Genomic DNA, 23313 nt, shown 5'->3' with positions numbered 1-23313 from the left:
GCTAGCGCCTGACGACTAGCACCCTGCACTCAGTGTTGAGGCATGCAATGGAATGGCTGGGCCTGCAGTTTATTGAAGACAACACCGCCAACGGAAAACTGCTTATAGCCAGCAGCCATAACCCGTACCTGGTGTTTCTTGCCTTTTTGGTTGTCTGCGCCGCGTGCCTGGCGACGTTGCATATGTATGAACGGGCGTGCAACGCAGAGAAACCGGCTGCCAAAACTGTCTGGCGCTGGGTGGGTGCAAGTTCGTTGGCGGGCGGCATCTGGGCCATGCATTTCATCTGCATGCTGGCTTTCCAATCCCCGCTCAACGTGCATTACGACTTGAGCATTACCATCGGGTCGCTGTTTATCGCACTGCTGTCAGCCGTCATCGCCATGCAGGTTTTAGTAAAACTCCACGTAACACGCGCCCGCCTTCTAGTTGCCGCGCTGATGTTCGGTTCAGGCATTTGCGCCATGCATTACGTGGGCATGTCCGCCATGCACTCCAGCCATTTGCAGCACTACGACCCCATGCTGTTCGTGCTGTCGTTGCTGATCGCCGTTTCAGCCTGTTATGCATCATTGCTGCTGGCCCGTGCGCTGCGTAGCGCCAGCGGTCTGGTGCATCAGTTTTTCAAGTACTTCATCAGCTTGGTCGCCGGTCTGGCCATTCTCAGTGTCCATTTCGTGGGGATGTGGGCATTGCACACTTATGCCCCGTCAGATGGCACGTTAAACGCACCCATCGAAAACAATCACTGGCAACTGGCATTGACGGTAGCGCTGATCACCCTTCTATTAATCGGCAGCACTATCAGCGCAGCGTTGGTCGATAAAAAACTGCAACTCAAAGAACATGACCTCAGGCGCGTCAACGCGCTGCTTAGCCAACTGGATCAGGCGCGCGCCTCATTGCAACAAGTTGCGCATTACGATCCGCTGACCAACTTGATCAACCGTCGTGGCTTCAATCAATTGTTTGCCGAAAAGTTGATTGAACGCGCCAGCAATAACAGCATGCTGGCGGTCATGTTTCTGGATATGGACCACTTCAAACGCATTAACGACAGCTTGGGTCATGATGCCGGTGATGAGCTTCTCAAGGTGATTGCCGCGCAAATCAAAAGCGCAACCCGTCATCATGAAGACGTCGTGGCGCGTTTTGGCGGCGATGAGTTTTGCATCCTGTTCAGCCTGAACAGCCGCGAAGAAGCCCGAAACATGGCCCAGCGAATCATGCTCAAAATGAAAGAGCCGATTGAGCTGGCGGGCCGCCACATGGTCATGACCACCAGCATCGGGATCAGCGTGTTCCCCGATGATGGCACCACGATTGACGAACTCCTCAAGCATGCCGACCTGGCGCTGTATCAATCCAAAGACGCCGGGCGCAACAGCCTGCACTTTTTCAGTTCAAACCTGAAAGCCCGCGCCTCGCTTGAATTGCAGATTGAGGAGGAACTGCGCACGGCCATGCGCGGCGATCACGGGCTGTTCCTGCACTATCAACCGATCTTCGACCTGAAAACCGGGCAGGTTGCCAAACTTGAAGCCTTAGTCCGCTGGCAACATCCGGAGCACGGGCTGCTGGGCCCGGACCGTTTTATTCATGTTGCAGAAGCCAATGACCTGATCGCAGAACTCGATAACTGGGTGTTGCGCAAGGCTTGCCATGACATGGCCGCGCTGACGGCGCTGGGCTGGACGGACATCAGCGTTGCCGTGAACTGCTCGGCGTTGAATCTGGTGCGCGAAGCGCTGGGCGACGAAGTCGAAAGCGCTCTGCGCTCAAGCGGCCTGAGTGCCAATCGTCTAGAACTGGAAGTCACTGAAAACGCCTTGATGGGCAATATCAGCAATACATCTCACCTGTTGCGCCAAATCCGCTCGCTGGGCGTTTCCCTGTCAATCGACGACTTTGGCACCGGCTACTCTTCCCTTGCCTATTTGAAACGCCTGCCACTGAACACGTTGAAGATTGATCGATCCTTCATTCAAGACATCCCCAATTCCAGCCAGGACATGGAGATCGTTCAGGCCATCATCGTCATGGCTCACACCCTGCACCTGCAAGTGGTCACCGAAGGCGTAGAAACCCATCAGCAATTCGCGTTCCTCAATCAGTACAACTGCGACTTTATTCAGGGCCACCTGCTCAGCCACCCCGTGCCTTTTGAGGCGCTGCACAGCTTGCTGCAGGCGCTCAACACAAGCCCCTTGGCGAGCTTTGATTTCAGTCCCTTACAGCTCTCAAGCCAGTAAATTGCCAGCATCCTCGCAACGGACCGAAAACAGTCATTAAAGAACCCACGGTTCAGGCCGATTCTTTTCTATCCGCGCCGTTTAAAAGCCTTATACAAAATAGGGATTAAGCGCCGCGAACGCCTGATCGCCCCGTAAATACGCGATTACCACCCTCGTATTGGCCTGTTGAATGTCCCTCAGCAGTCGTCCAGCCCAGACAGATGGCAAACAATGACGTCGAACAATAATGCGACACCCTTGGTCTCTGACGTGTCTCTAAAAACAATAAACGAGCCCCAACGTTCATCGAACAGTTATTCAAGCCAGCAGCCACTGGCGACTCAGCAGTACCTGTACTTCACCGAGACCAACACCGACCGGATTCTCGATAACCTCGACGGCTTGCGTGACATCGTGTTCCCACAGCCAGAACTGATCGAGGGCGACAACGAGCACCGCGCCGAACAGCAATTTCCTTCGGTGTGCCTGATCGGGCTGGGCCGTTGCGGTTCCAACATTGCGCTGGATGTCGCCGAACTGGTGTACAACGCCCGCACCTTCTACCTCAACGAATTCAGTACGGTCGATCCGCGCCACGAAGACAAGCGCTACAGCCCCGGACAGTGGATTCGCAATAACCTGCGCCTGGTACACAGCAAGCCGACCAAACCCGTATTTCTGGTCGAGCCGCTGGTGCTGCTGGGGGATCTGGACAAGGACATCGCCGGGCGCATCCGGTTTTCGCGCAAGAGCGAAAAAAGTAACTTCATCCGCGACTACAGCAAAATGAAGATCATGGACTTGTCGGAAGTTCACGCAGGTGGTGCGGGTAATGCGCCTATTTTGGGTCAGTACCTGGCCAAGATTATTCTCAATAAAGATGCGCAGCGCTTCTCCAGCCCCGACTGGAAGCTGATCCACTCCTACCTGATCGACTCCTGCGGCATCAAGGCCAACCAGTCGCGTCTGTATTTCTCGATCTTCAGCGCTGGGGGCGGTACGGGCTCGGGCATGGCCTCGGAGTTCGGCCTGGCTCAACAGTTCTCGTACATGAACAAAACGTTCGACACCAAGCCCGCGGATGAACACGACAGTAAAAGCGGCCACGCCTTTGTCTTCGAGCCCATTTTCACCAGCGGCATTTGCGTGTTGCCGAACATCTCGGATCACCGCAGCGAAATGTCCGAGGCGCTGCACATCAACGCTGGTCGTTTGCTGTGTAAGTACCTGTCCGAAGAGTGGGACTTCTCATACAACTTCGATAATGAAGACTGCAGCGAAGCCAGTGTCATGGGGCGCATTCGCCCCTGGAACGCGATGATGCTGATATCCAACGACATCATGCGCTATGCCGAACAAAGCGATGACGGCACGATTCAGAACATCGACGTCAACGCGATGGAAAAGCACGCCAACCAATATATCTCGCAACAGATCTTCAACATTCTGACGGCCCAGGCAGTCACCACAGACTACGATCAGAATTACTTCCGACGCGCCGGGATCGACATTGGCGAAACCATCCGCCTCGACGCCAACGACTTGTTCATGAGTCTGGCCGGGCCTGTGGCCATTGCTTATGCAGAATCGGTGGTGCCTGAACAGCCCGTACCGGGCACAGACAAATTTAAAGTGTTCGAAAAAGAGCCGCCGCGACTGGACATCGATGACTTGTTCTTCCGTTCCATCGATTTGCCGCATTTCAACAAGGACACCCAGGCCATCGAAGGCATCAGCCTGCTGCCCATCGAGTCTCAGCGCTACCGTGCAGCGCTGGAACAATACAAGCACTCGGGGTATGACGCCGCCGCTCTGCATGACCTGCACTTCTTCAAGAACTGCTCATCGGTGGTGTCCATCGTGTCGCTGCCCAAGGACTACAAACTGTCGTACATGGACTTGAACCGCCTCAAGACCCACCTCAACAGCCTGTTCCCCAACACCACCCTCAAGCGCTATGCGCTGGTGATTGGCGCCTCGGCCAACTTGTCGCTGACGACCCTGATCGCGAAAAGCCCATGTTTGTCGGATGATTTTCTGACCTTGATCGTGGCCTTTATCAAACGCTGCTTTGCCCGTAACCCTTACCGGTTTGACGACACGCTCGACGATTCGGTGCTGGAGTTCATCACGGGTGAGCACTTCGATGAAAGCCGGATCGATGAACTGCTCAACGCGTTTGAAAACCCGGCGAAAATCCTCGACACCAACTGGTACGCCATCAAACCGATGTACGAAAAGAAGTACCGCGAGCTAATCAACGATAAAGACAAATTTGTCTCTATCAACGACATCCGCCTGTCACGCGACTGCGTGAAAAAAGCCATCAAATACCTGCGCGAGATCTATCGCCACCGTATCGGCAAAACCCGGATCATCTCGCTCAACAGTCACACCGGTAAAACCGCGTACTGAGGCCGCACAGCAGATAAAAAAACGCCACAGCACTCACTGTGGCGTTTCTCTACGGCAACTGGCCACTATCGGGCAACCGGTTACTGGCCTACACACTTGAGCGTGAGTGTTTTGCGCCTCAGCATCGCCCGATTTTGGTGCGCAGCATTAATTTGCTGCCCTTTCCTGGATCAAGATCCAGGGCGAAACCACCACTGCCCACAGCACCGGATCACGCTCGGCAAAGTCTAACGCCTGCGTATCAGACACTTTGTCGAGGCCTCCCTCGGCCATCCACTGCGCCACTTTCCCTGCCTCATCCTGGCTCACAGCCTGCGCCGCTTCGATCAAGTCCACATCGTCGCTGACCCACAGCAATTCACCTTTGGCGAAAAACTTTTCCAGCGCTTTCCATTCGATTGTTGAGGTCTCGCCGAGCAGCTTGGCATAGAGGGTGCTAGGTTCTTCGATCATGGGGTCCACCAGGTAAAAAATCGGCGCAATGATAGCGCTGCTGACCTGGTAGAAAAACCCGGATTCAGGTGGGAGCACGAAGAAAGCGACGGGGACGAGGCATGCGGGGGCACGACAGCAACATCCTGTTAATAAAGCCCCTGCCATTTCGCCGCCATTCTGTCTCTTTCTTTCGTTTAGGCGACATTTCTCGGTTTTTCCCTCTTCAGCCCGCTATTCAATCGCTGAAGGGCCGCTCTACACTGTACCGGTACAGTTGCAGGGGGGGGATTGGCCGGGATTTTCGCTCAGAAACAGACCCGGTCCGGCTGCCTTGGCTTCCAGGACTATAAAAATTACAACAGAAGAGTGGAGCAACAATAAAGATGGCTATTAAGCACATGACTAAACTGTTTGCCGCTATGGTGTTGGCCGGCGTTGCCAGCCATTCGTTTGCCGCAGACACCATCAAGATCGGTATTGCCGGCGCCAAGACCGGCCCTCTGACCCAGTATGGCGACATGCAGTTCTCGGGCGCCAAGATGGCCATCGAACAAATCAACGCCAAGGGCGGTGTTGATGGCAAAAAGCTTGAAGCGGTTGATTACGATGACGCCTGCGACCCGAAACAAGCGGTTGCCGTTGCCAACAAAGTCGTCAATGACGGCATTAAATTTGTAGTCGGTCACCTGTGCTCCAGCTCCACTCAGCCAGCTTCGGACATTTACGAAGACGAAGGCATCATCATGATTACCCCGGCCGCCACCGGCCCGGAAATCACCGCTCGCGGTTACAAAATGATCTTCCGCACCATCGGTCTGGACAGCGCCCAAGGCCCTGCTGCCGGTAACTACATCGCGGATCACGTTAAGCCGAAAGTCGTCGCGGTATTGCACGACAAACAGCAATACGGTGAAGGCATCGCCACCGCCGTTAAAAAGACCCTGGAAGACAAAGGCGTCAAGGTCGCTGTCTTTGAAGGCGTCAACGCTGGCGAAAAAGACTACTCCTCGGTTATTGCCAAGCTCAAGCAAGCCAATGTCGATTTCGTTTACTACGGTGGTTACCACCCGGAACTGGGGTTGATCCTGCGTCAGGCTAAAGAAAAAGGCCTGAACGCCAAGTTCATGGGTCCTGAAGGCGTGGGCAATGAATCTATCTCGCAAATCGCTCAGAGCGCTTCCGAAGGGCTGCTGGTAACCCTGCCGCAAGCATTCGACAAGGACCCGGCAAACCAGCCATTGGTTGAAGCTTTCGCTGCCATGAAACAAGACCCCAGCGGCCCGTTCGTATTTCCGGCCTACGCGGCTGTAGAAGTAATTGCGCAAGGTATCGCGCAAGCCAAGAGCGAAGACCCGGCCAAAGTGGCAGAAGCCATCCACAAAGGTTCTTTCAAAACCCCTACCGGCGAGTTGACCTTCGACGAGAAAGGCGACGTGAAGAACTTCAAATTCGTCGTCTACGAATGGCATTTCGGCAAACCTAAAACCGAAGTCAGCCCTCAATAAGGGCCGCGTGTTGATCTGACAACGAAGCCCACTGCACAGCGGTGGGCTTCGTTTTACGGACGTTCGTTGGACTGAATTGGGGCTGCGTTTTCGTGATCCGAAAGCCTGTCCACCTGAAAATCTTTAAAACCGTCACCAGCGGTTCGCTGGGAGAAGGCTTGTGCGCCAAGTGGATGCAAATCCACACCGCCAAGTCCGGAAAATGACTCCACCAGTGAAATGCGTCTCAGGTTTTTAGGAGCTTGGTAATGCCTGACATCTATCACTTTTTCCAAATGCTGGTTAACGGCCTCAACGTTGGCAGCACCTATGCCCTCATCGCCATCGGCTACACGATGGTGTACGGCATTATTGGAATGATCAACTTCGCCCACGGCGAGGTGTACATGATTGGTTCCTACATCGCGTTTATCGCCATTGCCGGACTGACCATGATGGGGCTGGACAGCGTGCCGTTGCTGATGACGGCAGCGTTCCTCGCCAGCATTGTGGTGACCAGTGCCTACGGCTACAGCATCGAACGGGTTGCCTACCGTCCGTTGCGCGGCAGCAATCGCCTGATCCCTTTGATCTCTGCCATTGGTATGTCGATCTTCCTGCAAAACATGGTGCTCTTGTCACAGGACTCAAAAGACAAATCCATCCCGAACCTGATTCCGGGAGGCTTCACCTTCGGGCCGGGTGGCGCGAGCGAAGTGGTTATTTCCTACATGCAGATTGTGGTCTTCATCGTCACCTTCCTTGCCATGCTGGGCCTGACGCTGTTCATCTCCCGTTCACGCTTGGGCCGCGCCTGCCGCGCCTGTGCCGAAGACATGAAGATGGCCAACCTGTTGGGCATCAATACCAACAACGTGATTGCGCTGACCTTTGTGATTGGTGCTGCTCTGGCCGCCGTCGCGGCGGTTCTGATCAGCGTGCAATACGGTGTGATCAACCCCAACGCCGGTTTTCTGGTGGGGCTAAAAGCCTTTACCGCCGCCGTGCTGGGGGGTATCGGCAGCATTCCTGGCGCCATGCTGGGCGGGCTGGTACTGGGGGTAGCTGAAGCTTTTGGCGCTGATATTTTCGGCGACCAATACAAAGACGTTGTGGCGTTTGGCCTGCTGGTATTGGTGTTGTTGTTCCGTCCGACCGGCATTCTGGGGCGTCCGGAGATCGAAAAAGTATGACTAGGAATCTTAAATCGGCGTTCTTCAGCGCCCTGTTGGTCTGGGCTGTGGCCTACCCGGTACTGGGTCTGAAACTGACCATCGTCGGCATCAACATCGAAGTTCACAACACCAGCACCTTCACGCTCAGCGTGATCGCCCTCTGTTCGTTGCTGATGTTTGTGCGCGTGTTGTTCAACCAGCAATTGAGCGCTGCCTGGAAAGCGTCGCCCAACCTGCCGAAAGTCCCTGCCAAAGCCACTAACTTTCTGACATTGCCCAGCACTCAGCGCTGGATCATCCTCGGTCTGGTGGTAGTGGCACTGGTGTGGCCGTTCTATGGCTCGCGTGGCGCGGTGGACATTGCGACCCTGATCCTGATCTACGTGATGCTGGGCCTTGGCCTGAACATCGTGGTGGGGCTCGCGGGCTTGCTGGACTTGGGTTATGTCGGCTTTTATGCCGTCGGCGCTTACACCTACGCGTTGCTGTCGCACTTTTTTGGCTTCAGCTTCTGGGTGTGCCTGCCACTGGCGGGCCTGATGGCTGCCACCTTCGGCTTTTTGCTGGGGTTCCCGGTCTTGCGTTTGCGGGGTGACTATCTGGCCATTGTGACCCTGGGCTTTGGCGAGATCATTCGCCTGTTCCTGCGTAACCTGACCGACATCACCGGCGGCCCCAACGGCATCAGCAACATCCCTAAGCCCACGCTGTTCGGATTGAGTTTCGACCGCACCGCTGCCGAGGGGATGCAGACATTCCACGAATACTTCGGCATCCCCTATAACTCGATCAACAAGGTGATTTTCCTGTACCTGATCGCGTTACTGCTGGTGCTGCTGGTGCTGTTCGTGATCAACCGTTTGCTGCGCATGCCGATCGGCCGGGCCTGGGAAGCCCTGCGTGAGGACGAAATCGCCTGCCGGGCACTGGGCTTGAACCCTACCGTCATCAAACTTTCGGCCTTCACCCTGGGCGCAACATTCGCCGGGTTTGCCGGTAGCTTTTTTGCGGCCCGCCAAGGGCTGGTGACCCCCGAATCGTTCACCTTTCTGGAGTCGGCGATCATTCTGGCCATCGTTGTGCTCGGCGGTATGGGTTCGCAGTTGGGCGTGATTCTGGCTGCCGTGGTGATGATTCTGCTCCCGGAAATGATGCGAGACTTCAGTGAATACCGGATGTTGCTGTTCGGCGCCCTGATGGTGCTGATGATGATCTGGCGTCCGCAAGGTCTGCTACCGATGCAACGTCCTCACCTGGAGCTGCGAAAATGAGCCGCGAGATACTGAAAGTCAGCGGCCTGAGCATGCGCTTTGGCGGCTTGTTGGCGGTCAACGGCGTGGGCCTGACCGTGAAGGAAAAACAGGTGGTTTCCATGATCGGCCCCAACGGGGCGGGTAAAACCACCGTCTTTAACTGCCTGACCGGGTTCTACAAGCCTTCGGCCGGAAGCATTTTGCTCGATGGCCAGGCGATTGAAGGCCTGCCCGGTCACGAAATTGCCCGCAAAGGCGTGGTGCGCACCTTCCAGAACGTGCGCCTGTTCAAGGACATGACGGCTGTCGAGAACTTGCTGATCGCTCAGCATCGCCACCTCAACACCAATTTCCTGGCGGGCTTGTTCAAAACGCCAGCCTTTCGTAAAAGCGAACATGAGGCCATGGAGTACGCTGCGTACTGGCTGGACAAGGTCAACCTGACCGAGTTCGCCAACCGCCCGGCGGGCACTTTGGCTTATGGCCAGCAACGGCGTCTGGAAATCGCCCGCTGCATGATGACGCGCCCGCGCATCCTCATGCTCGACGAACCCGCCGCCGGCTTGAACCCCAAGGAAACCGACGACCTCAAGGCGCTCATCGGCGTACTGCGTGAAGAGCACAACGCCACGGTGTTGCTGATTGAGCACGACATGAAACTGGTGATGAGCATCTCTGACCACATCGTGGTCATCAATCAGGGTACGCCGTTGGCCGACGGCACACCGGAACAGATCCGCGACAACCCTGACGTGATCAAAGCCTATTTGGGGGAAGCGTAAATGCTGCAATTCGAAAACGTTTCAACCTTCTACGGCAAGATTCAGGCATTGCACAGCGTCAACGTCGAGGTCCGTCAGGGAGAAATCGTGACCCTGATCGGCGCCAACGGTGCGGGGAAATCCACGTTGATGATGACCCTGTGCGGTTCGCCACAGGCTCACAGCGGCAGTATTCGTTACTTGGGCGAAGAACTGGTGGGGTTGAGTTCGGCGCAGATCATGCGCAAGAGCATCGCCGTGGTCCCTGAAGGACGTCGTGTCTTTGCTCGGCTGACCGTCGAAGAAAACCTCGCCATGGGCGGTTTTTTTACCGACAAGCACGAGTACCAGGAGCAAATGGACAAGGTGCTGCACCTTTTCCCGCGGCTCAAAGAGCGTTTCACCCAACGTGGCGGCACCATGTCCGGTGGCGAACAGCAAATGCTTGCCATTGGCCGGGCGCTGATGAGCAAACCCAAGCTGTTGTTGCTGGATGAGCCGTCACTGGGGCTGGCACCGATCATCATTCAGCAGATTTTCGACATCATCGAACAACTGCGCAAAGAAGGTGTGACGGTGTTTCTGGTGGAACAAAACGCCAACCAGGCCTTGAAAATTGCCGACCGCGCCTATGTGCTGGAGAACGGCCGGGTGGTCATGCAAGGCACGGGCGAGCAGTTGCTCTGCGATCCAAAAGTGCGCGACGCCTACCTCGGCGGTTAAGCCTGCCTGTGACACGAGAGCGGCCCTTCGGGGCCGTTTTTTTTGCGCAGCGGTTTAACACGGTTGCACAGGCGCAGCGCGGCGTTTCAGCATCGACTCCACCCGCCCCAGCCACGCCATTTATTTTTTTTCGACTCATCTGTAACAAAACCCGAGGTCGCTTCTCTAGTGGGGTAAGCCGGTCGCCATAACGCGCTGGCCACACTAAAAACTCAACCTCGGAGAATCACCATGTCTAACCTAACCACTCGCACTGTGTCCGCCACCGCCTTGGCGCTGGCCCTGGGTTCAGCCTTGAGCATGGCCGCCCTGCCCTCCACCGCATTCGCGTCGGGCGACATGGAAAAATGCTTCGGTGTTGCCATGGCTGGCAAGAACGATTGCGCCGCTGGCGCTGGCACCACCTGCGCGGGCACAGCCAAAACCGACCATCAGGCCAACGCGTGGAAACTCGTCCCTAAAGGCACATGCGAGAGCACTGTCAGCAGCACATCACCGACCGGCTTCGGTCAGTTGACTGCTTATACCGCCAAATCCTGACAATCGTCATCGAGCCATGATGATGCACAGCCCGACTGCTTCGCTCATCGCGCCTCGTGCGCCCCAGCTTTCGCCACGTGCGGGGCTGGGGCTCAAGGCCGAGCACTTCCAGGACGTTCTGGAGACCCGACCCGATGTCGGGTTCTTCGAAGTCCATGCCGAAAACTACATGGTCGACGGAGGCCCTTTTCACCACTACTTGAGCTTGATTCGAGAACACTACCCGCTATCGATCCACGGTGTTGGCCTGTCCATTGGCAGCGACGGACCGCTGGATCAAGCACATGTGTTGCGCTTGCGCACCCTGCTCGACCGCTATCAGCCTGAACAATTCTCTGAACATCTGGCCTGGTCCACACACGGTCCGTGGTTTCTCAATGACCTGTTGCCTCTGCGTTATGACGACGCGACGTTGACGCGCGTCTGTGAGCATATCGATCAGGTACAAAACACCCTGCGACGGCCCATGCTGCTGGAAAATCCGGCGACCTACGTCGAGTTCGATCAGGCCGATTACGACGAGGCCGCGTTTATTCAACACGTGATCCAGCGCACCGGCTGTGGCCTGTTGCTGGATGTGAACAATGTGTACGTGTCCAGCATCAATCATCGCCGCGATCCCATGACCTACATCGAGGCCCTGCCATTACAAGCCGTCGGCGAACTTCATCTGGCAGGTTTTGCTGAAGATACCGACAGCCAGGGTAAGCGCCTGCTGATCGACAACCATGGTTCAGCCGTGGATGACGCCGTCTGGGCCCTTTATCAGCAGGTACTCATGCGGATCGGTCCCATGGCGACGCTGATTGAACGGGACAATCACGTCCCCGCCTTGAGCAAGCTGCTCATCGACGCGCAGCGCGCTGATCACTGTCTACAGACCTCAAAGGTGCGCTTATGACCATGCAACAAGCCTTCAGCGCCGCCCTGTTCGATCCGCAGCCGAGTTGCCCGCAGGGCGTGATCTGCCCGGAGGGCAGTGATGCGGCGAGCCGGTTTTCCGTGTACCGAAACAACGTACAGAGCGGTTTGATCAACGCGTTGGGCAGCAGTTTTCCGGTGGTCGCCCAATGGGTGGGCGAGGCGTTTTTCCATGGCATGGCCCACGTGTTTGTGCAGAAAAACCCGCCAGACCATCCGGTCATGAGCCGCTACGGTCGTGGCTTCCCGGACTTCATTCAAGGCTTTGCTCCGGCCAACAGCCTGCCTTACCTGGCAGATGTCGCACGTCTGGAATGGCTCTGCGTACAGGCGTATCACGCCGCCGATGCCCTGCCCCTGAACCCGCACATACTCGCGCGCGCAGTAGCCACACCCGAGACGCTTGAACACCTGCGCATGACCCTGCACCCAAGCGTCGCCACCTTGCACTCTGCGTATGCCGTGGCCGCCTTGTGGATCGCCCACACACAAGACGGGCAACTTCAGGGCCTGGACCCGCGTCACCCGCAAAGCGCGTTGGTGCTGCGCCATGGTCTGAACGTGGAAGTGTTCGCCGTCAGCTCAGGCTGCGTGGCGTTTATTCGACTTTTGAAAACCCGCTGCCCTCTTGGGCAAGCTGCTGACTACGCCCTGCAAGCCGACCCAGAGTTTGACTTGAGCCAGTGCCTGGCGCTGCTCATCAGCAAAGGCGCAATCACTGACGTGCAGTCCGTCCACGAGGTAAGACCATGAGCACATTGACAGGTTATGCCTGCACGTTAGGTCATTTTGTGGCCAGTACAACGCAGGCTCTGCAACGCATTCCCCACTCCCTGATAGCGTTCATCGCGCGCTTCTCCATCGCCGCCGTGTTCTGGCAGTCCGGGCAAACCAAGGTCGAGGGCTTTGCACTGGACTTCGTATCCGGCACGTTCGAGTGGGGCACCCCGCACCTGGCCGATTCAGCCCTGTACTTGTTCAGCCACGAGTACAAGGTGCCACTGCTGCCTGCGGAGTTCGCCGCTTACTCGGCGACCGTTTGCGAACACCTGTTCCCCGTGCTGATTTTGGTGGGCCTGGCGACCCGCTTTTCAGCGTTGGCGCTGCTGGGCTTGACCCTGACCATTCAACTGTTCGTTTACCCCGATGCCTACGCCACGCACGGGACGTGGGCCACGATTTTGCTGTACCTGATGGCGCGGGGACCGGGCACCCTTTCCATCGACCACTGGCTGGCGCGCCGTTATCGTCAAGGCTGATCGCAGGTCGACGCAGTGCGTTGAAACCAACTCATGAGGTAATCCCCCCATAAGTGCGTGCGCTTGAGGTCATGACGCAAACGCACTGCACAAGCGCATCAGACCGGTCGGTATTGAGCATGCTGGCATAGGGGGGGGGAATAAATTACAAGCGGCCACCGAATTAATGTTGGCGGCGACACACACCGTCCACAGGGCATAACCAAGAGCCCATGATGTCAGCAAGACGTCGACATTCACGCACAACGCTTTAGGTACACGCCTATTTTTGAGACAAAAAACGCCGAGGTTTTTCTCGACTTGGGATGCAAACGGCTTGAAGCACAGCACTTATAAATGCGACCCATCGGACGATATAGTCACCTTCAATAATGACCTTGGAAGAAGGAAAGAAATAAATATAACCATGGCGCGCTACATTTAATTGAACCATCCCCCAAAGCATGGCCAGTACAAAAAACAACCAGAACCGGGCCACTTTAAACCTTCGCCCCGATATCACTCTGGACGTCGCAAAAAAAACCAAAAAAACAACAACCGAAGCAAACAAATAGAGCATCGACACAAGGAGCGCGTTATTCATCATTATCTCTGGCACCCCAGTACATAGATTCTATTGTCACGCCATTCGATAACATTTCAAATGACAAAGCCGTTTTACTCGCATTTTCATACCCTCGCACATAATCGGTGCGCACATACCTGAACAAGCGCCATGCATCAGGCTTTAATACCAACCGACCGACGCCGTAGGCGGAAAGTCCCAACTCCAAAGTCCCGTAAGCTATATCACCCTCGAAAGCGCTGCCCCCCATTAGGCTAGCCAGCTTCTGATACCCCTTTCTAAGTGGCCCCTGTGTATCAGAGCGTCCTTCCCATAAATTTCGCCCGTTTTCATACACATTGTTGGCCCCATGAGCCATCAACGGTCCTCCAGCAAAGACACAGAGCGTACCAGCTGAGGCATAGCACATCCCGGCACCCGCAGCGATCTGAAGTGCACCTGCGATTGCGGCAACACCTTTTTGAGCGACTTCCAATGATTGACTAAGGAGGCTGCTCTGTTCATTTTTTATGTCCTGCAGACCCTCCTCAGGGCTCTTATTTCCCAAAGCAACATCATTAACAATACCTCGTGCGTAATAGGCGACCTCCCGATTGAATTGAATACGCAGTGTGCCATCTTGAATGTGACGAGCGCCAAGTGTGCAGGCTTGTTTTGCCAAATTCGCCGCGGCCTGACTGACAACCCAGTAATCGCAACTGTCGGGAAAACAGCCATACTTTGAAGGGCTCATTTACTCATCTCCCCATGAACTGTACCCACTGGTCCCTGCCAAATGGTGAGTCCAAGTAATGTAGCGGTATCGAATTGCAAGATGCTCTTGGGGCTCGAAGTCATTTTGTAAAACGGCATGGGGCATATCGAGTGTGAGATCGACAACAACACCGCCTTTGATTTCAACGGTGTAAAATTTTTCCTGCAATCCAAATGAAGAAATGCGATAAAAGTGAATAACGCCGTTTATTTCCTCTCTACTGGAGAGCGCTTGAGCGAGTAAAGGCGACGATTTATCAACGTTCTTTGTAATCAGAATGGGTTTATGTGTTGGCCTGTCAATATTCCCAAAATTGGCCATATTGTGATTGTAAGAAAGCACCATAATTTCATCGGCGTGTGCAGACTGGCATTTATTGCCAATCGATTCTTGGGTTGAACACCCCGCCGAAATAAGGCCTGCGCCTTGCCGATAATGGTCATGTAACCTTGGTTAGCCATTCACCCCACGCCTTTAAATAAGCTGAACAGGCTAATTCAAGGGCTTAAGGCGACGTGTAGGACTTCTCCGAAATATAAAAAGTGGTGTATTCAAGAGCAGTGCCACCCAATAAATCCCTGTTCAGAAGGGGTGATCTGCAAAGCCCCCCCTGTACCGTGTCAAGGCGGTTTCGCAAAAGCCGCCGCTATCAACGTGTGAACTCGGTCAGCCCCACCGTACTGGAAGAAGCCATGGATCATTACGCTCCTTTCTTGCGCGGGTTCAAACCGGTTCCGGCCGCGGAGGTGGCACTGGCCTACGCAAAAAGTGTTGAAGGTTTGCACACCGGCCAGACGTATCAGGTCGGCTAAACACTTGTGATGGCAGGCGAGCCTGAGTAACGTGGCGACACTTGTCAGGAGACCAGAAGATGCGTGCTGCCCGTTCCTTAGTTTTAGTCGCCCTGCTCCCCGTATTCGCGGGCTGCCAATTGTTCAACAGCAAACCCGTGGACAGCCATGCGGGTTTGTCGCGTCTGCAAGGCCAGTTGGTTTCGACCGACGGTGAGCTGGTCTTCCAGCCCTGTGTCGGACAACAGCGTTACGTGGTGCGTGACAGCGAAAACACCACGCTCGTACAAGATGCCGCAGACATGCCCATCAAGCCCGAGGCGCTGTTCGCGGACATTCGCGGCCAATTTATCGCCAGCAAAACCGCCGGTTCGAATGGCGAGGTCAACGTCAAACAGCTCTATCGTCTTGAACGCAGCAGTACGGCCTGCCAAGACCCGAACTTCAAGCAACTGACCGTGCATGCCAACGGCAACGGCCCGGCGTGGGAAGTCCGTGCGGGCAGTAAGGGCCTGGAGTTGACCCGTGAAGGCCAACCGCCCCTGGCGCTGCCGTATGTGGAAGAGCAAGTCGGTGACGGGCGCTTTTACCTGTCCACCGAAGCCAACCACCAACGCATTGAACTGTGGGTGGCCCCGCAACGTTGCACCGACAGTGCTAATGGTAGCGTGCAACATTTAGGCGCCGAGCTGCGGGTCAACGGGCAAGTGCAGCGCGGTTGCGGCTATTTCGGTGGCGCGCGCAACGACTAATCGACGACTGTTACTGAACATTGCCGTTTAAGCCTGACGGATTTACCCCGAAGCAGCCTATAATCGCCGGTCTATGGCTGCCGGGGTAAACCTGGCCCCAATACTGGACCACCGTCATGTTACGAATTACCGAACTCAAGTTGCCAATCGACCATCCCGAAGAAGACCTGCGCCCTGCCATCGTGCAGCGCCTGGGCATCGCCGATGATGACCTGCTCGATTTCACCTTGTTCAAGCGCAGCTACGACGCGCGCAAAAAAACCTCCGAACTGTGCTTTATCTACACCATCGACCTGTCGGTGCGTGATGAAGCGCCGTTGCTGCTCAAATTTGCCGATGACCGCAACGTCAACCCTGCACCGGACGTCAGCTACAAGGTAGTCGGTCAGGCCCCACAGGATCTGAGCGAACGCCCGATTGTGGTCGGCTTCGGTCCGTGCGGCATTTTTGCTGGCCTGTTGCTGGCTCAGATGGGGTTCAAGCCCATCATTCTTGAGCGTGGCCCGGAAGTGCGTCAGCGCACTAAAGACACATGGGGACTGTGGCGTAAAAACGTGCTGAACCCCGAATCCAACGTGCAGTTTGGTGAGGGCGGTGCCGGTACGTTCTCTGATGGCAAACTGTACAGCCAGATCAAAGACCCGCAGCACCACGGCCGTAAAGTGCTGCACGAGTTCGTGAAAGCCGGTGCGCCTGAAGAAATTCTCTACGTCAGCAAGCCGCATATCGGGACGTTCCGTCTGACGGGCGTCGTGGAAAACATGCGTCAGCAGATCGAGGCCTTGGGCGGCGAAGTTCGCTTCCAGCAGCGCGTAACCGACGTGTTGATCGACAACGGCCAATTGACCGGCGTGATACTGGCCGATGGAGAGCAATTGAACGCACGCCACGTCATCATGGCGCTGGGCCACAGTGCCCGTGACACCTTCCGTATGCTGCACGGGCGCGGTGTGTACATGGAAGCCAAGCCGTTCTCGGTCGGTTTCCGCATCGAACACCCGCAATCGCTGATCGACAGCGCACGCCTGGGCAAATATGCCGGGCACCCGAAGCTGGGCGCAGCCGACTATAAACTGGTGCACCACGCCAAAAACGGGCGTTCGGTCTACAGCTTCTGCATGTGCCCTGGCGGTACGGTCGTGGCAGCCACCAGCGAACCCGGCCGTGTAGTGACCAACGGCATGAGCCAGTACTCGCGTAACGAACGCAATGCCAACTCTGGCATCGTCGTCGGCATCACCCCCGAAGACTACCCGGGCGGACCATTGGCCGGTATCGAGCTGCAGGAGCGCCTCGAAGCCCACGCGTACGTGCTGGGCGGCAGCACGTACGAAGCACCGGCACAGCTGGTTGGCGATTTTATTGCCGGCAAACCCTCCACCGCGCTGGGCAGCGTCGAACCGTCGTACAAGCCGGGCGTTTCGCTGGGTGACCTGGCGCTGGCCTTGCCGGATTACGCCATCGAAGCCATCCGCGAAGCCTTGCCAGCGTTCGAGAAGCAAATCAAAGGCTTCTCGATGCATGACGCGATCCTGACCGGGATCGAGACTCGCACCTCATCGCCCTTGCGCATGACCCGCGACGCCTCGATGCAAAGCCTGAACGTCAAAGGCCTGTACCCGGCAGGTGAAGGCGCCGGTTATGCAGGCGGCATTCTGTCGGCAGGCGTGGACGGTATCCGCATCGCTGAAGCGGTCGCCCGCGATTTGCTGGGCATCGACGCTTAAACCAGGCATGGCTCGCACAGACTGCACAACAGTTCTGCGCGAGCCATCAAAAACAAGGGGCCCTCAGGCCCTATCGCCACTTGGCGATAGCATTTTCCTTCAACTGTTTGAGCCCTTTTCCTCGGGCTTTTACGGCTAATTCGCGACTCACTTTGATACACAACTGCTAGGCTTTTGAGCGGTGTGATTTCGCGCGCCCGCTTATAACAAAAAAGAATATAGTTTTTGTTTTAACAACTAACCTCTCAGGTTAGGGTGTTGCACCCTTTCACTTACCGATGGAGAGCGACCTTGCCTCTGCGTAGCACTTTCACTCGTTTCTTTCAGTTGGAAGCTGCCAGCGGTCTGCTGTTGATTGCCGCAGCCGCTCTGGCTTTGATCATTAACAACTCACCGCTTTCACACTTCTACACCGCCTTTCTGGACGCGCCCGTGGCCGTGCAAATCGGCGCCCTGCAAATTGCCAAACCTTCGCTGCTGTGGATCAACGACGGCCTCATGGCGTTGTTTTTCCTGCTGATCGGCCTGGAAGTCAAACGCGAGCTGCTGGAAGGCCAGTTGTCCAAGCCATCGCAGGTGGTGCTGCCCGGTGCCGCAGCGATTGGTGGCATGGTGGTGCCCGCGCTGATCTACTGGTTCATCAACAAGGACTACCCGGATGCGCTGGGCGGATGGGCAATTCCCATGGCCACCGACATCGCGTTCGCGCTGGGTGTCCTGGCGCTGCTGGGCAAGCGGGTTCCGGTGTCGCTCAAGCTATTCTTGATGACGCTGGCGATCATCGATGACTTGGGCGCGATTGTGGTGATTGCCCTGTTCTATTCCAGCGAACTGTCGGGCCTGTCCCTGATTCTGGCCGCTGCGTGCCTGCTGGTGCTCATCCTCATGAACCGCATGGGCGTGGTGAAGGTCGCGCCGTACATGATTGTCGGCCTGATTCTGTGGGTGTGTGTGCTCAAAAGCGGCGTTCACGCCACGCTGGCGGGCGTCACACTGGCGTTCTGCATCCCGTTGCGCACCAAGAACTCCGAGCCCTCGCCGCTCATGACCATTGAGCATGCATTGCACCCGTGGGTGGCATACGGGATCTTGCCGTTGTTTGCCTTCGCCAATGCGGGCGTGTCGTTGTCGGGCATTACCCTGCACAACTTCGTCAGCCACGTGCCAATGGGGATTGCCGCAGGCTTGCTGATCGGTAAAACCGTGGGTGTATTCGGCCTGACCTGGATCGCCATCAAAACCGGCATGGCAGCGCTGCCGGCAGGCGCAAACTGGGGGCAAGTGTTTGGCGTGGCCATCCTGTGCGGCATCGGCTTCACCATGAGCCTGTTTGTTGGCTCTCTGGCGTTTGTGGCCGGCAGCAGTGAGTACGTCGGCATGGACCGCATGGGGATCCTCACCGGTTCGATTCTGGCAGCGTTGATCGGTTATGCCGTGACTGCCATGGCGAGCCGCAAACCGACAGCCATCTGATCTGCATCAGCCGTTGCTGCCTGAGGCCCAACGCCTCAGGTAGCCTCCGGGCAGACACAAAAAAACCCCGGCCAGTTCGCACTGGCCGGGGTTTTGTTTTGGCGCCGGGTCTTAGTGTGCTACGCGGCTGGTGCCATCAACAGTCATGATGCGAACGCGCTCACCGGTACGGAATATCTCGTTCGGCTGAACCTGTTGCACATAAGCACGAGTGCTGCCGTCGTCTTCACGAACAGTGATTTCAACACCCTGGGTTTTGGTCAGGCCCGATTCAGCAGCCGACCCCAGCAGACCACCTGCAACTGCGCCAATCACAGCTGTCACGATACTGCCGCGACCGCCACCAATGGCGCTACCGCCCACCCCGCCCACAACAGCACCGGTTGCGGCGCCGATCGGGGTTTTGGTGCCTTCAATTTGTACCGGACGCAGGGCAACAATGGTGCCCATGCGGACTGTCTGCACGCGACGCGCTTCTTCACGCGAGTAAGAGTCGCCAGTCAAGTTGGAGGTGCAGCCGCCCAACAGGACTGTCATGGTTGAAAAAGCAGCAATTAACAGTACGGACTTACGCATTAGATCAACTCCAAAAGATCAGGGATTCATTAAACTCCGCTGCAACCACCCTGTCACGGCGGAGTGCGGAAAAACTGGCCTTTATTCAGCGGCTGTACAGCCAGATAAATGCCTTTAATCAGGTCGAAACGTCAAGCAAGGGTAGCGGGTAATCCTTCGTCACGCTGCGTTCACACAGGACAGATATGGACTATTTCATCATTTTCATCACCACAGCCGCCGGCCTGTATTTCCACTGGTGGCTGTATGTGCGCATCAAACGCTGGATGGACAGGGATCTGGCGTTGTCGCTGGCAGGTGACGATCCGGCCCGCAGGACGTTTATGCTGCAACGCCTGGAAGAGGCTCGCCAGCAGAAGATCAAACGCCGCGACTTGCCCCAGTGGTTGCAGGCCGCGGCGTCCGAATATGCCGTCAGGGCGCCAGACGCTCGCGCGCCCAGTCAGTCCCACACAGCCGATAGTTGAGGCGGTCATGCAAGCGGCTGGGACGGCCTTGCCAAAACTCGATGCGCTCGGGTAACAACCTGAAACCGCCCCAATGCTCAGGGCAATGGGGCTGCGTATCCGTGAAACGCTCCTGGGTCACACGAAGCAGTTCGGCCAGTTCTTCACGCCCTGAAATGACCTGGCTTTGCGGCGAAGCCCACGCCCCGATTCGGCTGCCCAGCGGGCGAACCTGGTAGTAAGCGTCCGACTCTTCAGGCGTCACTTTGACCACACGCCCTTCAATGCGCACCTGACGCTCCAGGGTGGGCCAGAAAAACGTCATCGCCGCAAAAGGGCGTGCCGCCAGTTGCTGGCCCTTGGCGCTGGTGTAATTAGTGAAGAACGTAAAACCTTGTGCATCCAGCCCTTTGAGCAGCAGCACCCGGCAATGCGGACGCCCGTCTTCATCCACCGTTGCCAGGGTCATGGCATTGGCTTCAACCGGCGGTTGCTCGGTTTTAACCGCGTCTGCAAACCATTGATGAAACAGCGCGAAAGGCTCCGCCGGGGCCTGAGCCTCGGCGAGTCCGTCACGGGTGTAGTCGCGTCGCATATCTGCCAGCGCTTGAGTCATGCCGCCCTCCCGTTCATCAAACCAATCAGTTTTTGGCTTGAGTGTTGCTCACGTCCTTTTTGGCTGCGGCGGTTTTGGCAACCACGGCTTTCTTGGCCGGAGCAGCCTTCACCGCTTTTTTGGCCGGGGCGGACTTCTTGGCTACAACGGCTTTTTTCGCCGGGGCCGCCGCTTTTTTAGCGGTGACGGCTTTGGAAGGGGCAACGGCGGGCTGTACCGCGACCAGTTCAGCAGGCGACAGGGCGGGCTGGCTGTATTTGCTGACCAGCGCCAGCATGGTGTTTTGTGGTGTCATCAGGATTTCGACACGGCGGTTCAATGCACGACCTTCGTTGCTGTCGTTGGCCGCACGCGGCATCACCGAACCCATGCCACGCAAGGTCAGGCGGTTAGCCTGCAAGCCGCTCATGCGGAAAATCGCCGCCACCGAACGCGCACGGTCGAGGCTCAATTTGGTGTTGGCAGCCATTGCGCCCGTGGTGTCAGCGTGGCCGAGCACCAGAACAGCGGTTTTCGGATCACCTTCAACCACTTTGGCGACGCGGGTGAACGGACCGAGCATGGACGGCTTCAACAAATCCGGGCGCGTCGGTTTGAACGCACTGTCCGCAGACGCCACGATCACCAGCAGGCTTTCACGACGTTCAAGTTGCAGGTTGGTGTCTTTAATCGCTGCACGCAGGCGTGGCTCATATTCGTCCAGCCAGGCCTGGGTCACTTTAGGGTCAGGCATCGGCACGACATGAGCTGCAACCGGCTTGGCGTCTTTAGCAGTGCTACCAAACGGCCACCACCAGTTTTTCTCGGTGCTTGACGCTGGAGCAGCGGCGACCGTTTTTTCTTTAGCGACGGGTTCGTCTTTCTTCGCGCGGTCCGAACCAAAAGGCCACCAGCTGGAATCGCTGTCTTTTTTGGCCTCGGTCGCGGCCGGAGCCGTTTTGGCGACGACAGGCTCAGCCTTCTTTTTGTCTGCCGGCTTGGCTGCCGGGGCATCGGCTTTGTCAGCCGGGGTTGGCGCTGCGGCTTGATCGGATGAGCCCAGCTGCCACCATTTGTGGCCGCCTTCAGCGTCATTTTGTGGAGTTTGTGCGCAACCTGTGATTGCCAGACAGAGGGCCAGAGCAAGGGTCTTATTAGATGACATTGAATATCCACACAATGAATTAGAAATAATTGGACGCGATATACGTATAAAAAAGCGTATTAAGCGCATTAAAGCCACAGGCATCCGACCTACGGCCTACAAAACAGTCTTACAAACAGGTTGCTAATACCCGCACCAGCTTTTGCGCACGGGGATCCATCAAGACATAGGGCCCCAGCGTGTTGGTGACAAACCCAAACGCCACATCCCGTTCCGGGTCAGCAAACCCGATGGAACCGCCCGCTCCTGGGTGGCCAAAGGCCTTGGCGCCCAGACCAAACGTCGCGTTCGCCACTTGCGGCTGATCCAGCATGCAACCCAGTCCAAAGCGTGTTTGGGTGCGCAGGGTTTTGTCTTCCCCAACGCTGTGCTCGCGGGTCAACTCGGCGAGCATTTCGGACTCCAGCAACTGGCCGTCCAGTAATCCGTTGTAAAAGCCGGCGAGGCTGCGGGCATTGCCATGGCCATTGGCCGCAGGTTGCTCCATACGACGCCATTGCGGCTTATTGGTGCTGGTCATAATAGACGGTGGATTGGTAAATGCCCGGGTGCTCATGGACGTGGGCTCGTTCATCATCGCCTTTAGCAAGCGCTGGGCAGAGGCATCACCCACCGTGCCTTTGCTGCGAGCGATGTGCGCGACCCGGTAAAACTCGTCATCCGCCAACCCGACGTGGAAATCCAGCCCCAGCGGCAGTGCCGTACGGGCCATGATCGATTGACCCGGGCTGCGCCCATCGGCGCGGCGTATCAATTCGCCCAGCAGCCAGCCATACGTGATGGCGGCATAGCCATGACCTTCATCCGGCGTCCACCACGGCGCTTCAGCCGCCAGCGCATCCACCATGGTTTGCCACTCGTACAGCGCCTGAGGCGGCATAGGCTCACGCAACGCAGGCAAGCCTGCCCGGTGACTCAGCAGGTGACGCAAGGTGATGGACTCTTTACCGGCGGCGGCAAATTCCGGCCAATAACGCACGACCGGGGTATCCAGCTCCAGCTTGCCCTCTTCCACCAGTTGCAAGGCCGTCACGGCAGTGAAGGTTTTGGTACAGGAAAACAGATTGGCGATGGTATCGGTGTGCCATGCCTGTTCACCGTCTTTATCCGCCGTACCGCCCCACAGGTCTATGACCGTTTCACCGCCGACCTGAATACACAGTGCGGCGCCACGCTCTTGGGGATCGTTGAAAAGCTCGGCGAATGCTTCACGCACCGCCTCGAACTTGAGGTCGTGAAAACCCTGAATCTGCACCCGCCCCTCCTGGA

At 56.7% G+C, this 23313-nt stretch carries 22 protein-coding genes and 2 pseudogenes; 16 read left to right on the top strand and 8 right to left on the bottom strand.

All coding sequences use genetic code 11. The features are described 5' to 3' along the window. Positions 1-47 precede the first annotated feature (47 nt). Entirely contained in the window at positions 48-2252 is a 2205-nt protein-coding gene (locus V6F78_RS17265; RefSeq protein WP_332727960.1) for a putative bifunctional diguanylate cyclase/phosphodiesterase, read from the top strand. A gap of 213 nt (positions 2253-2465) precedes the next feature. Continuing rightward, on the top strand, positions 2466-4649 hold the full coding sequence (locus V6F78_RS17260) for a hypothetical protein (RefSeq protein WP_047292530.1): 2184 nt from the start codon (positions 2466-2468) through the stop codon (positions 4647-4649). 147 nt (positions 4650-4796) lie between these two features. Here V6F78_RS17260 and V6F78_RS17255 read toward each other — a convergent pair whose 3' ends face one another. After that, a complete protein-coding gene (locus tag V6F78_RS17255; protein WP_047292627.1) occupies positions 4797-5102 on the bottom strand; it encodes a DUF2288 domain-containing protein in 306 nt (101 codons plus the stop codon). 365 nt (positions 5103-5467) lie between these two features. Between V6F78_RS17255 and V6F78_RS17250 the strand changes: the two genes are divergently transcribed. The 9 genes from V6F78_RS17250 to V6F78_RS17210 all read left to right on the top strand — a co-directional run bounded on the left by V6F78_RS17250 (position 5468) and on the right by V6F78_RS17210 (position 13200). Further along, positions 5468-6589: a branched-chain amino acid ABC transporter substrate-binding protein gene (locus V6F78_RS17250; RefSeq protein ID WP_047292527.1), complete on the top strand. Its 1122-nt coding sequence runs from the start codon at positions 5468-5470 to the stop codon at positions 6587-6589. 248 nt (positions 6590-6837) lie between these two features. Next, positions 6838-7761 (top strand): high-affinity branched-chain amino acid ABC transporter permease LivH, encoded by a 924-nt coding sequence (livH, locus tag V6F78_RS17245; RefSeq protein WP_047274097.1) that lies wholly within the window; start codon positions 6838-6840, stop codon positions 7759-7761. Beyond that, positions 7758-9014 carry a high-affinity branched-chain amino acid ABC transporter permease LivM gene (locus tag V6F78_RS17240; protein ID WP_047274095.1) on the top strand — a complete coding sequence of 419 codons (1257 nt, stop codon included), beginning with the start codon at positions 7758-7760 and terminating at the stop codon, positions 9012-9014. Before livH ends, V6F78_RS17240 begins: the two co-directional genes overlap by 4 nt. Beyond that, entirely contained in the window at positions 9011-9778 is a 768-nt protein-coding gene (gene livG / locus V6F78_RS17235) for a high-affinity branched-chain amino acid ABC transporter ATP-binding protein LivG (RefSeq protein ID WP_169963264.1), read from the top strand. The genes V6F78_RS17240 and livG overlap by 4 nt, the downstream gene beginning before the upstream one ends. Next, positions 9779-10480 carry an ABC transporter ATP-binding protein gene (locus V6F78_RS17230; protein ID WP_047274091.1) on the top strand — a complete coding sequence of 234 codons (702 nt, stop codon included), beginning with the start codon at positions 9779-9781 and terminating at the stop codon, positions 10478-10480. 231 nt (positions 10481-10711) lie between these two features. Continuing rightward, on the top strand, positions 10712-11020 hold the full coding sequence (locus V6F78_RS17225) for a BufA1 family periplasmic bufferin-type metallophore (RefSeq protein WP_047292525.1): 309 nt from the start codon (positions 10712-10714) through the stop codon (positions 11018-11020). A gap of 16 nt (positions 11021-11036) precedes the next feature. Next, positions 11037-11921, top strand: coding sequence for an MNIO family bufferin maturase (gene bufB / locus V6F78_RS17220; RefSeq protein ID WP_332727959.1), 885 nt, complete (start codon positions 11037-11039; stop codon positions 11919-11921). Then, complete coding sequence (locus V6F78_RS17215; protein WP_094991056.1) at positions 11918-12694, top strand: HvfC/BufC N-terminal domain-containing protein; 777 nt, start codon at positions 11918-11920, stop codon at positions 12692-12694. Before bufB ends, V6F78_RS17215 begins: the two co-directional genes overlap by 4 nt. After that, complete coding sequence (locus V6F78_RS17210) at positions 12691-13200, top strand: DoxX family protein (RefSeq protein WP_094991057.1); 510 nt, start codon at positions 12691-12693, stop codon at positions 13198-13200. The genes V6F78_RS17215 and V6F78_RS17210 overlap by 4 nt, the downstream gene beginning before the upstream one ends. 262 nt (positions 13201-13462) lie before the next feature. Here V6F78_RS17210 and V6F78_RS17205 read toward each other — a convergent pair whose 3' ends face one another. The 3 genes and pseudogenes from V6F78_RS17205 to V6F78_RS17195 all read right to left on the bottom strand — a co-directional run bounded on the left by V6F78_RS17205 (position 13463) and on the right by V6F78_RS17195 (position 14980). After that, positions 13463-13783, bottom strand: coding sequence for a hypothetical protein (locus V6F78_RS17205; RefSeq protein ID WP_332727958.1), 321 nt, complete (start codon positions 13781-13783; stop codon positions 13463-13465). Continuing rightward, positions 13776-14498: a DUF4225 domain-containing protein gene (locus tag V6F78_RS17200; protein ID WP_332727957.1), complete on the bottom strand. Its 723-nt coding sequence runs from the start codon at positions 14496-14498 to the stop codon at positions 13776-13778. The genes V6F78_RS17205 and V6F78_RS17200 overlap by 8 nt, the downstream gene beginning before the upstream one ends. Then, positions 14499-14980, bottom strand: a pseudogene (locus V6F78_RS17195) (Hcp family type VI secretion system effector). Between the two features lie 192 nt (positions 14981-15172). On the opposite strand from V6F78_RS17195, the pseudogene V6F78_RS17190 reads away from it, so the two are divergent. The 4 genes and pseudogenes from V6F78_RS17190 to nhaA form a co-directional block, all read left to right on the top strand. Further along, a pseudogene (locus V6F78_RS17190) lies at positions 15173-15331 on the top strand (short chain dehydrogenase); the annotation flags it as partial. Positions 15332-15390: 59 nt separating this feature from the next. Then, the gene (locus V6F78_RS17185; protein WP_047292516.1) at positions 15391-16062 is read left to right on the top strand and encodes a COG3650 family protein; all 672 of its coding nucleotides are present in this window, start codon (positions 15391-15393) and stop codon (positions 16060-16062) included. A 116-nt stretch (positions 16063-16178) separates the two neighbouring features. Then, positions 16179-17789: an NAD(P)/FAD-dependent oxidoreductase gene (locus tag V6F78_RS17180; RefSeq protein ID WP_047274074.1), complete on the top strand. Its 1611-nt coding sequence runs from the start codon at positions 16179-16181 to the stop codon at positions 17787-17789. A gap of 291 nt (positions 17790-18080) precedes the next feature. After that, entirely contained in the window at positions 18081-19262 is a 1182-nt protein-coding gene (gene nhaA, locus V6F78_RS17175) for a Na+/H+ antiporter NhaA (protein WP_047292514.1), read from the top strand. Between the two features lie 111 nt (positions 19263-19373). Here the strand turns inward: nhaA and V6F78_RS17170 are convergent, their stop codons facing one another. Next, entirely contained in the window at positions 19374-19838 is a 465-nt protein-coding gene (locus V6F78_RS17170) for a glycine zipper 2TM domain-containing protein (protein WP_047274071.1), read from the bottom strand. Positions 19839-20023: 185 nt separating this feature from the next. On the opposite strand from V6F78_RS17170, the gene V6F78_RS17165 reads away from it, so the two are divergent. Beyond that, the gene (locus V6F78_RS17165) at positions 20024-20305 is read left to right on the top strand and encodes a 30S ribosomal protein S3 (protein ID WP_080963764.1); all 282 of its coding nucleotides are present in this window, start codon (positions 20024-20026) and stop codon (positions 20303-20305) included. Here V6F78_RS17165 and pdxH read toward each other — a convergent pair. The 3 genes from pdxH to V6F78_RS17150 form a co-directional block, all read right to left on the bottom strand. Then, the gene (gene pdxH, locus V6F78_RS17160; protein ID WP_047278687.1) at positions 20253-20900 is read right to left on the bottom strand and encodes a pyridoxamine 5'-phosphate oxidase; all 648 of its coding nucleotides are present in this window, start codon (positions 20898-20900) and stop codon (positions 20253-20255) included. The genes V6F78_RS17165 and pdxH overlap by 53 nt on opposite strands. Positions 20901-20925: 25 nt before the next feature. Next, the gene (locus V6F78_RS17155) at positions 20926-22044 is read right to left on the bottom strand and encodes an OmpA family protein (RefSeq protein ID WP_047292512.1); all 1119 of its coding nucleotides are present in this window, start codon (positions 22042-22044) and stop codon (positions 20926-20928) included. Positions 22045-22153: 109 nt separating this feature from the next. Then, positions 22154-23299 (bottom strand): serine hydrolase domain-containing protein, encoded by a 1146-nt coding sequence (locus V6F78_RS17150; protein WP_047292510.1) that lies wholly within the window; start codon positions 23297-23299, stop codon positions 22154-22156. Positions 23300-23313: the final 14 nt, after the last annotated feature.

Origin of the sequence: Pseudomonas sp. ESBL9 (assembly GCF_036668715.1) — a bacterium.
GTDB classification, from domain to species: Bacteria; Pseudomonadota; Gammaproteobacteria; order Pseudomonadales; family Pseudomonadaceae; genus Aquipseudomonas; species Aquipseudomonas lundensis.
This window is presented reverse-complemented; position numbering and strand designations above follow the sequence as displayed.

What these genes read in the sequence shown, in the direction of transcription:
- V6F78_RS17265 (WP_332727960.1), top strand. Translation starts at nt 48, where the DNA reads ATGGAATGGCTGGGCCTGCAGTTTATTGAAGACAACACCGCCAACGGA.
- V6F78_RS17260 (WP_047292530.1), top strand. Translation starts at nt 2,466, where the DNA reads ATGACGTCGAACAATAATGCGACACCCTTGGTCTCTGACGTGTCTCTA.
- V6F78_RS17255 (WP_047292627.1), bottom strand. Translation starts at nt 5,102, where the DNA reads ATGATCGAAGAACCTAGCACCCTCTATGCCAAGCTGCTCGGCGAGACC.
- V6F78_RS17250 (WP_047292527.1), top strand. Translation starts at nt 5,468, where the DNA reads ATGGCTATTAAGCACATGACTAAACTGTTTGCCGCTATGGTGTTGGCC.
- livH (WP_047274097.1), top strand. Translation starts at nt 6,838, where the DNA reads ATGCCTGACATCTATCACTTTTTCCAAATGCTGGTTAACGGCCTCAAC.
- V6F78_RS17240 (WP_047274095.1), top strand. Translation starts at nt 7,758, where the DNA reads ATGACTAGGAATCTTAAATCGGCGTTCTTCAGCGCCCTGTTGGTCTGG.
- livG (WP_169963264.1), top strand. Translation starts at nt 9,011, where the DNA reads ATGAGCCGCGAGATACTGAAAGTCAGCGGCCTGAGCATGCGCTTTGGC.
- V6F78_RS17230 (WP_047274091.1), top strand. Translation starts at nt 9,779, where the DNA reads ATGCTGCAATTCGAAAACGTTTCAACCTTCTACGGCAAGATTCAGGCA.
- V6F78_RS17225 (WP_047292525.1), top strand. Translation starts at nt 10,712, where the DNA reads ATGTCTAACCTAACCACTCGCACTGTGTCCGCCACCGCCTTGGCGCTG.
- bufB (WP_332727959.1), top strand. Translation starts at nt 11,037, where the DNA reads ATGATGATGCACAGCCCGACTGCTTCGCTCATCGCGCCTCGTGCGCCC.
- V6F78_RS17215 (WP_094991056.1), top strand. Translation starts at nt 11,918, where the DNA reads ATGACCATGCAACAAGCCTTCAGCGCCGCCCTGTTCGATCCGCAGCCG.
- V6F78_RS17210 (WP_094991057.1), top strand. Translation starts at nt 12,691, where the DNA reads ATGAGCACATTGACAGGTTATGCCTGCACGTTAGGTCATTTTGTGGCC.
- V6F78_RS17205 (WP_332727958.1), bottom strand. Translation starts at nt 13,783, where the DNA reads ATGAATAACGCGCTCCTTGTGTCGATGCTCTATTTGTTTGCTTCGGTT.
- V6F78_RS17200 (WP_332727957.1), bottom strand. Translation starts at nt 14,498, where the DNA reads ATGAGCCCTTCAAAGTATGGCTGTTTTCCCGACAGTTGCGATTACTGG.
- V6F78_RS17185 (WP_047292516.1), top strand. Translation starts at nt 15,391, where the DNA reads ATGCGTGCTGCCCGTTCCTTAGTTTTAGTCGCCCTGCTCCCCGTATTC.
- V6F78_RS17180 (WP_047274074.1), top strand. Translation starts at nt 16,179, where the DNA reads ATGTTACGAATTACCGAACTCAAGTTGCCAATCGACCATCCCGAAGAA.
- V6F78_RS17170 (WP_047274071.1), bottom strand. Translation starts at nt 19,838, where the DNA reads ATGCGTAAGTCCGTACTGTTAATTGCTGCTTTTTCAACCATGACAGTC.
- V6F78_RS17165 (WP_080963764.1), top strand. Translation starts at nt 20,024, where the DNA reads ATGGACTATTTCATCATTTTCATCACCACAGCCGCCGGCCTGTATTTC.
- pdxH (WP_047278687.1), bottom strand. Translation starts at nt 20,900, where the DNA reads ATGACTCAAGCGCTGGCAGATATGCGACGCGACTACACCCGTGACGGA.
- V6F78_RS17155 (WP_047292512.1), bottom strand. Translation starts at nt 22,044, where the DNA reads ATGTCATCTAATAAGACCCTTGCTCTGGCCCTCTGTCTGGCAATCACA.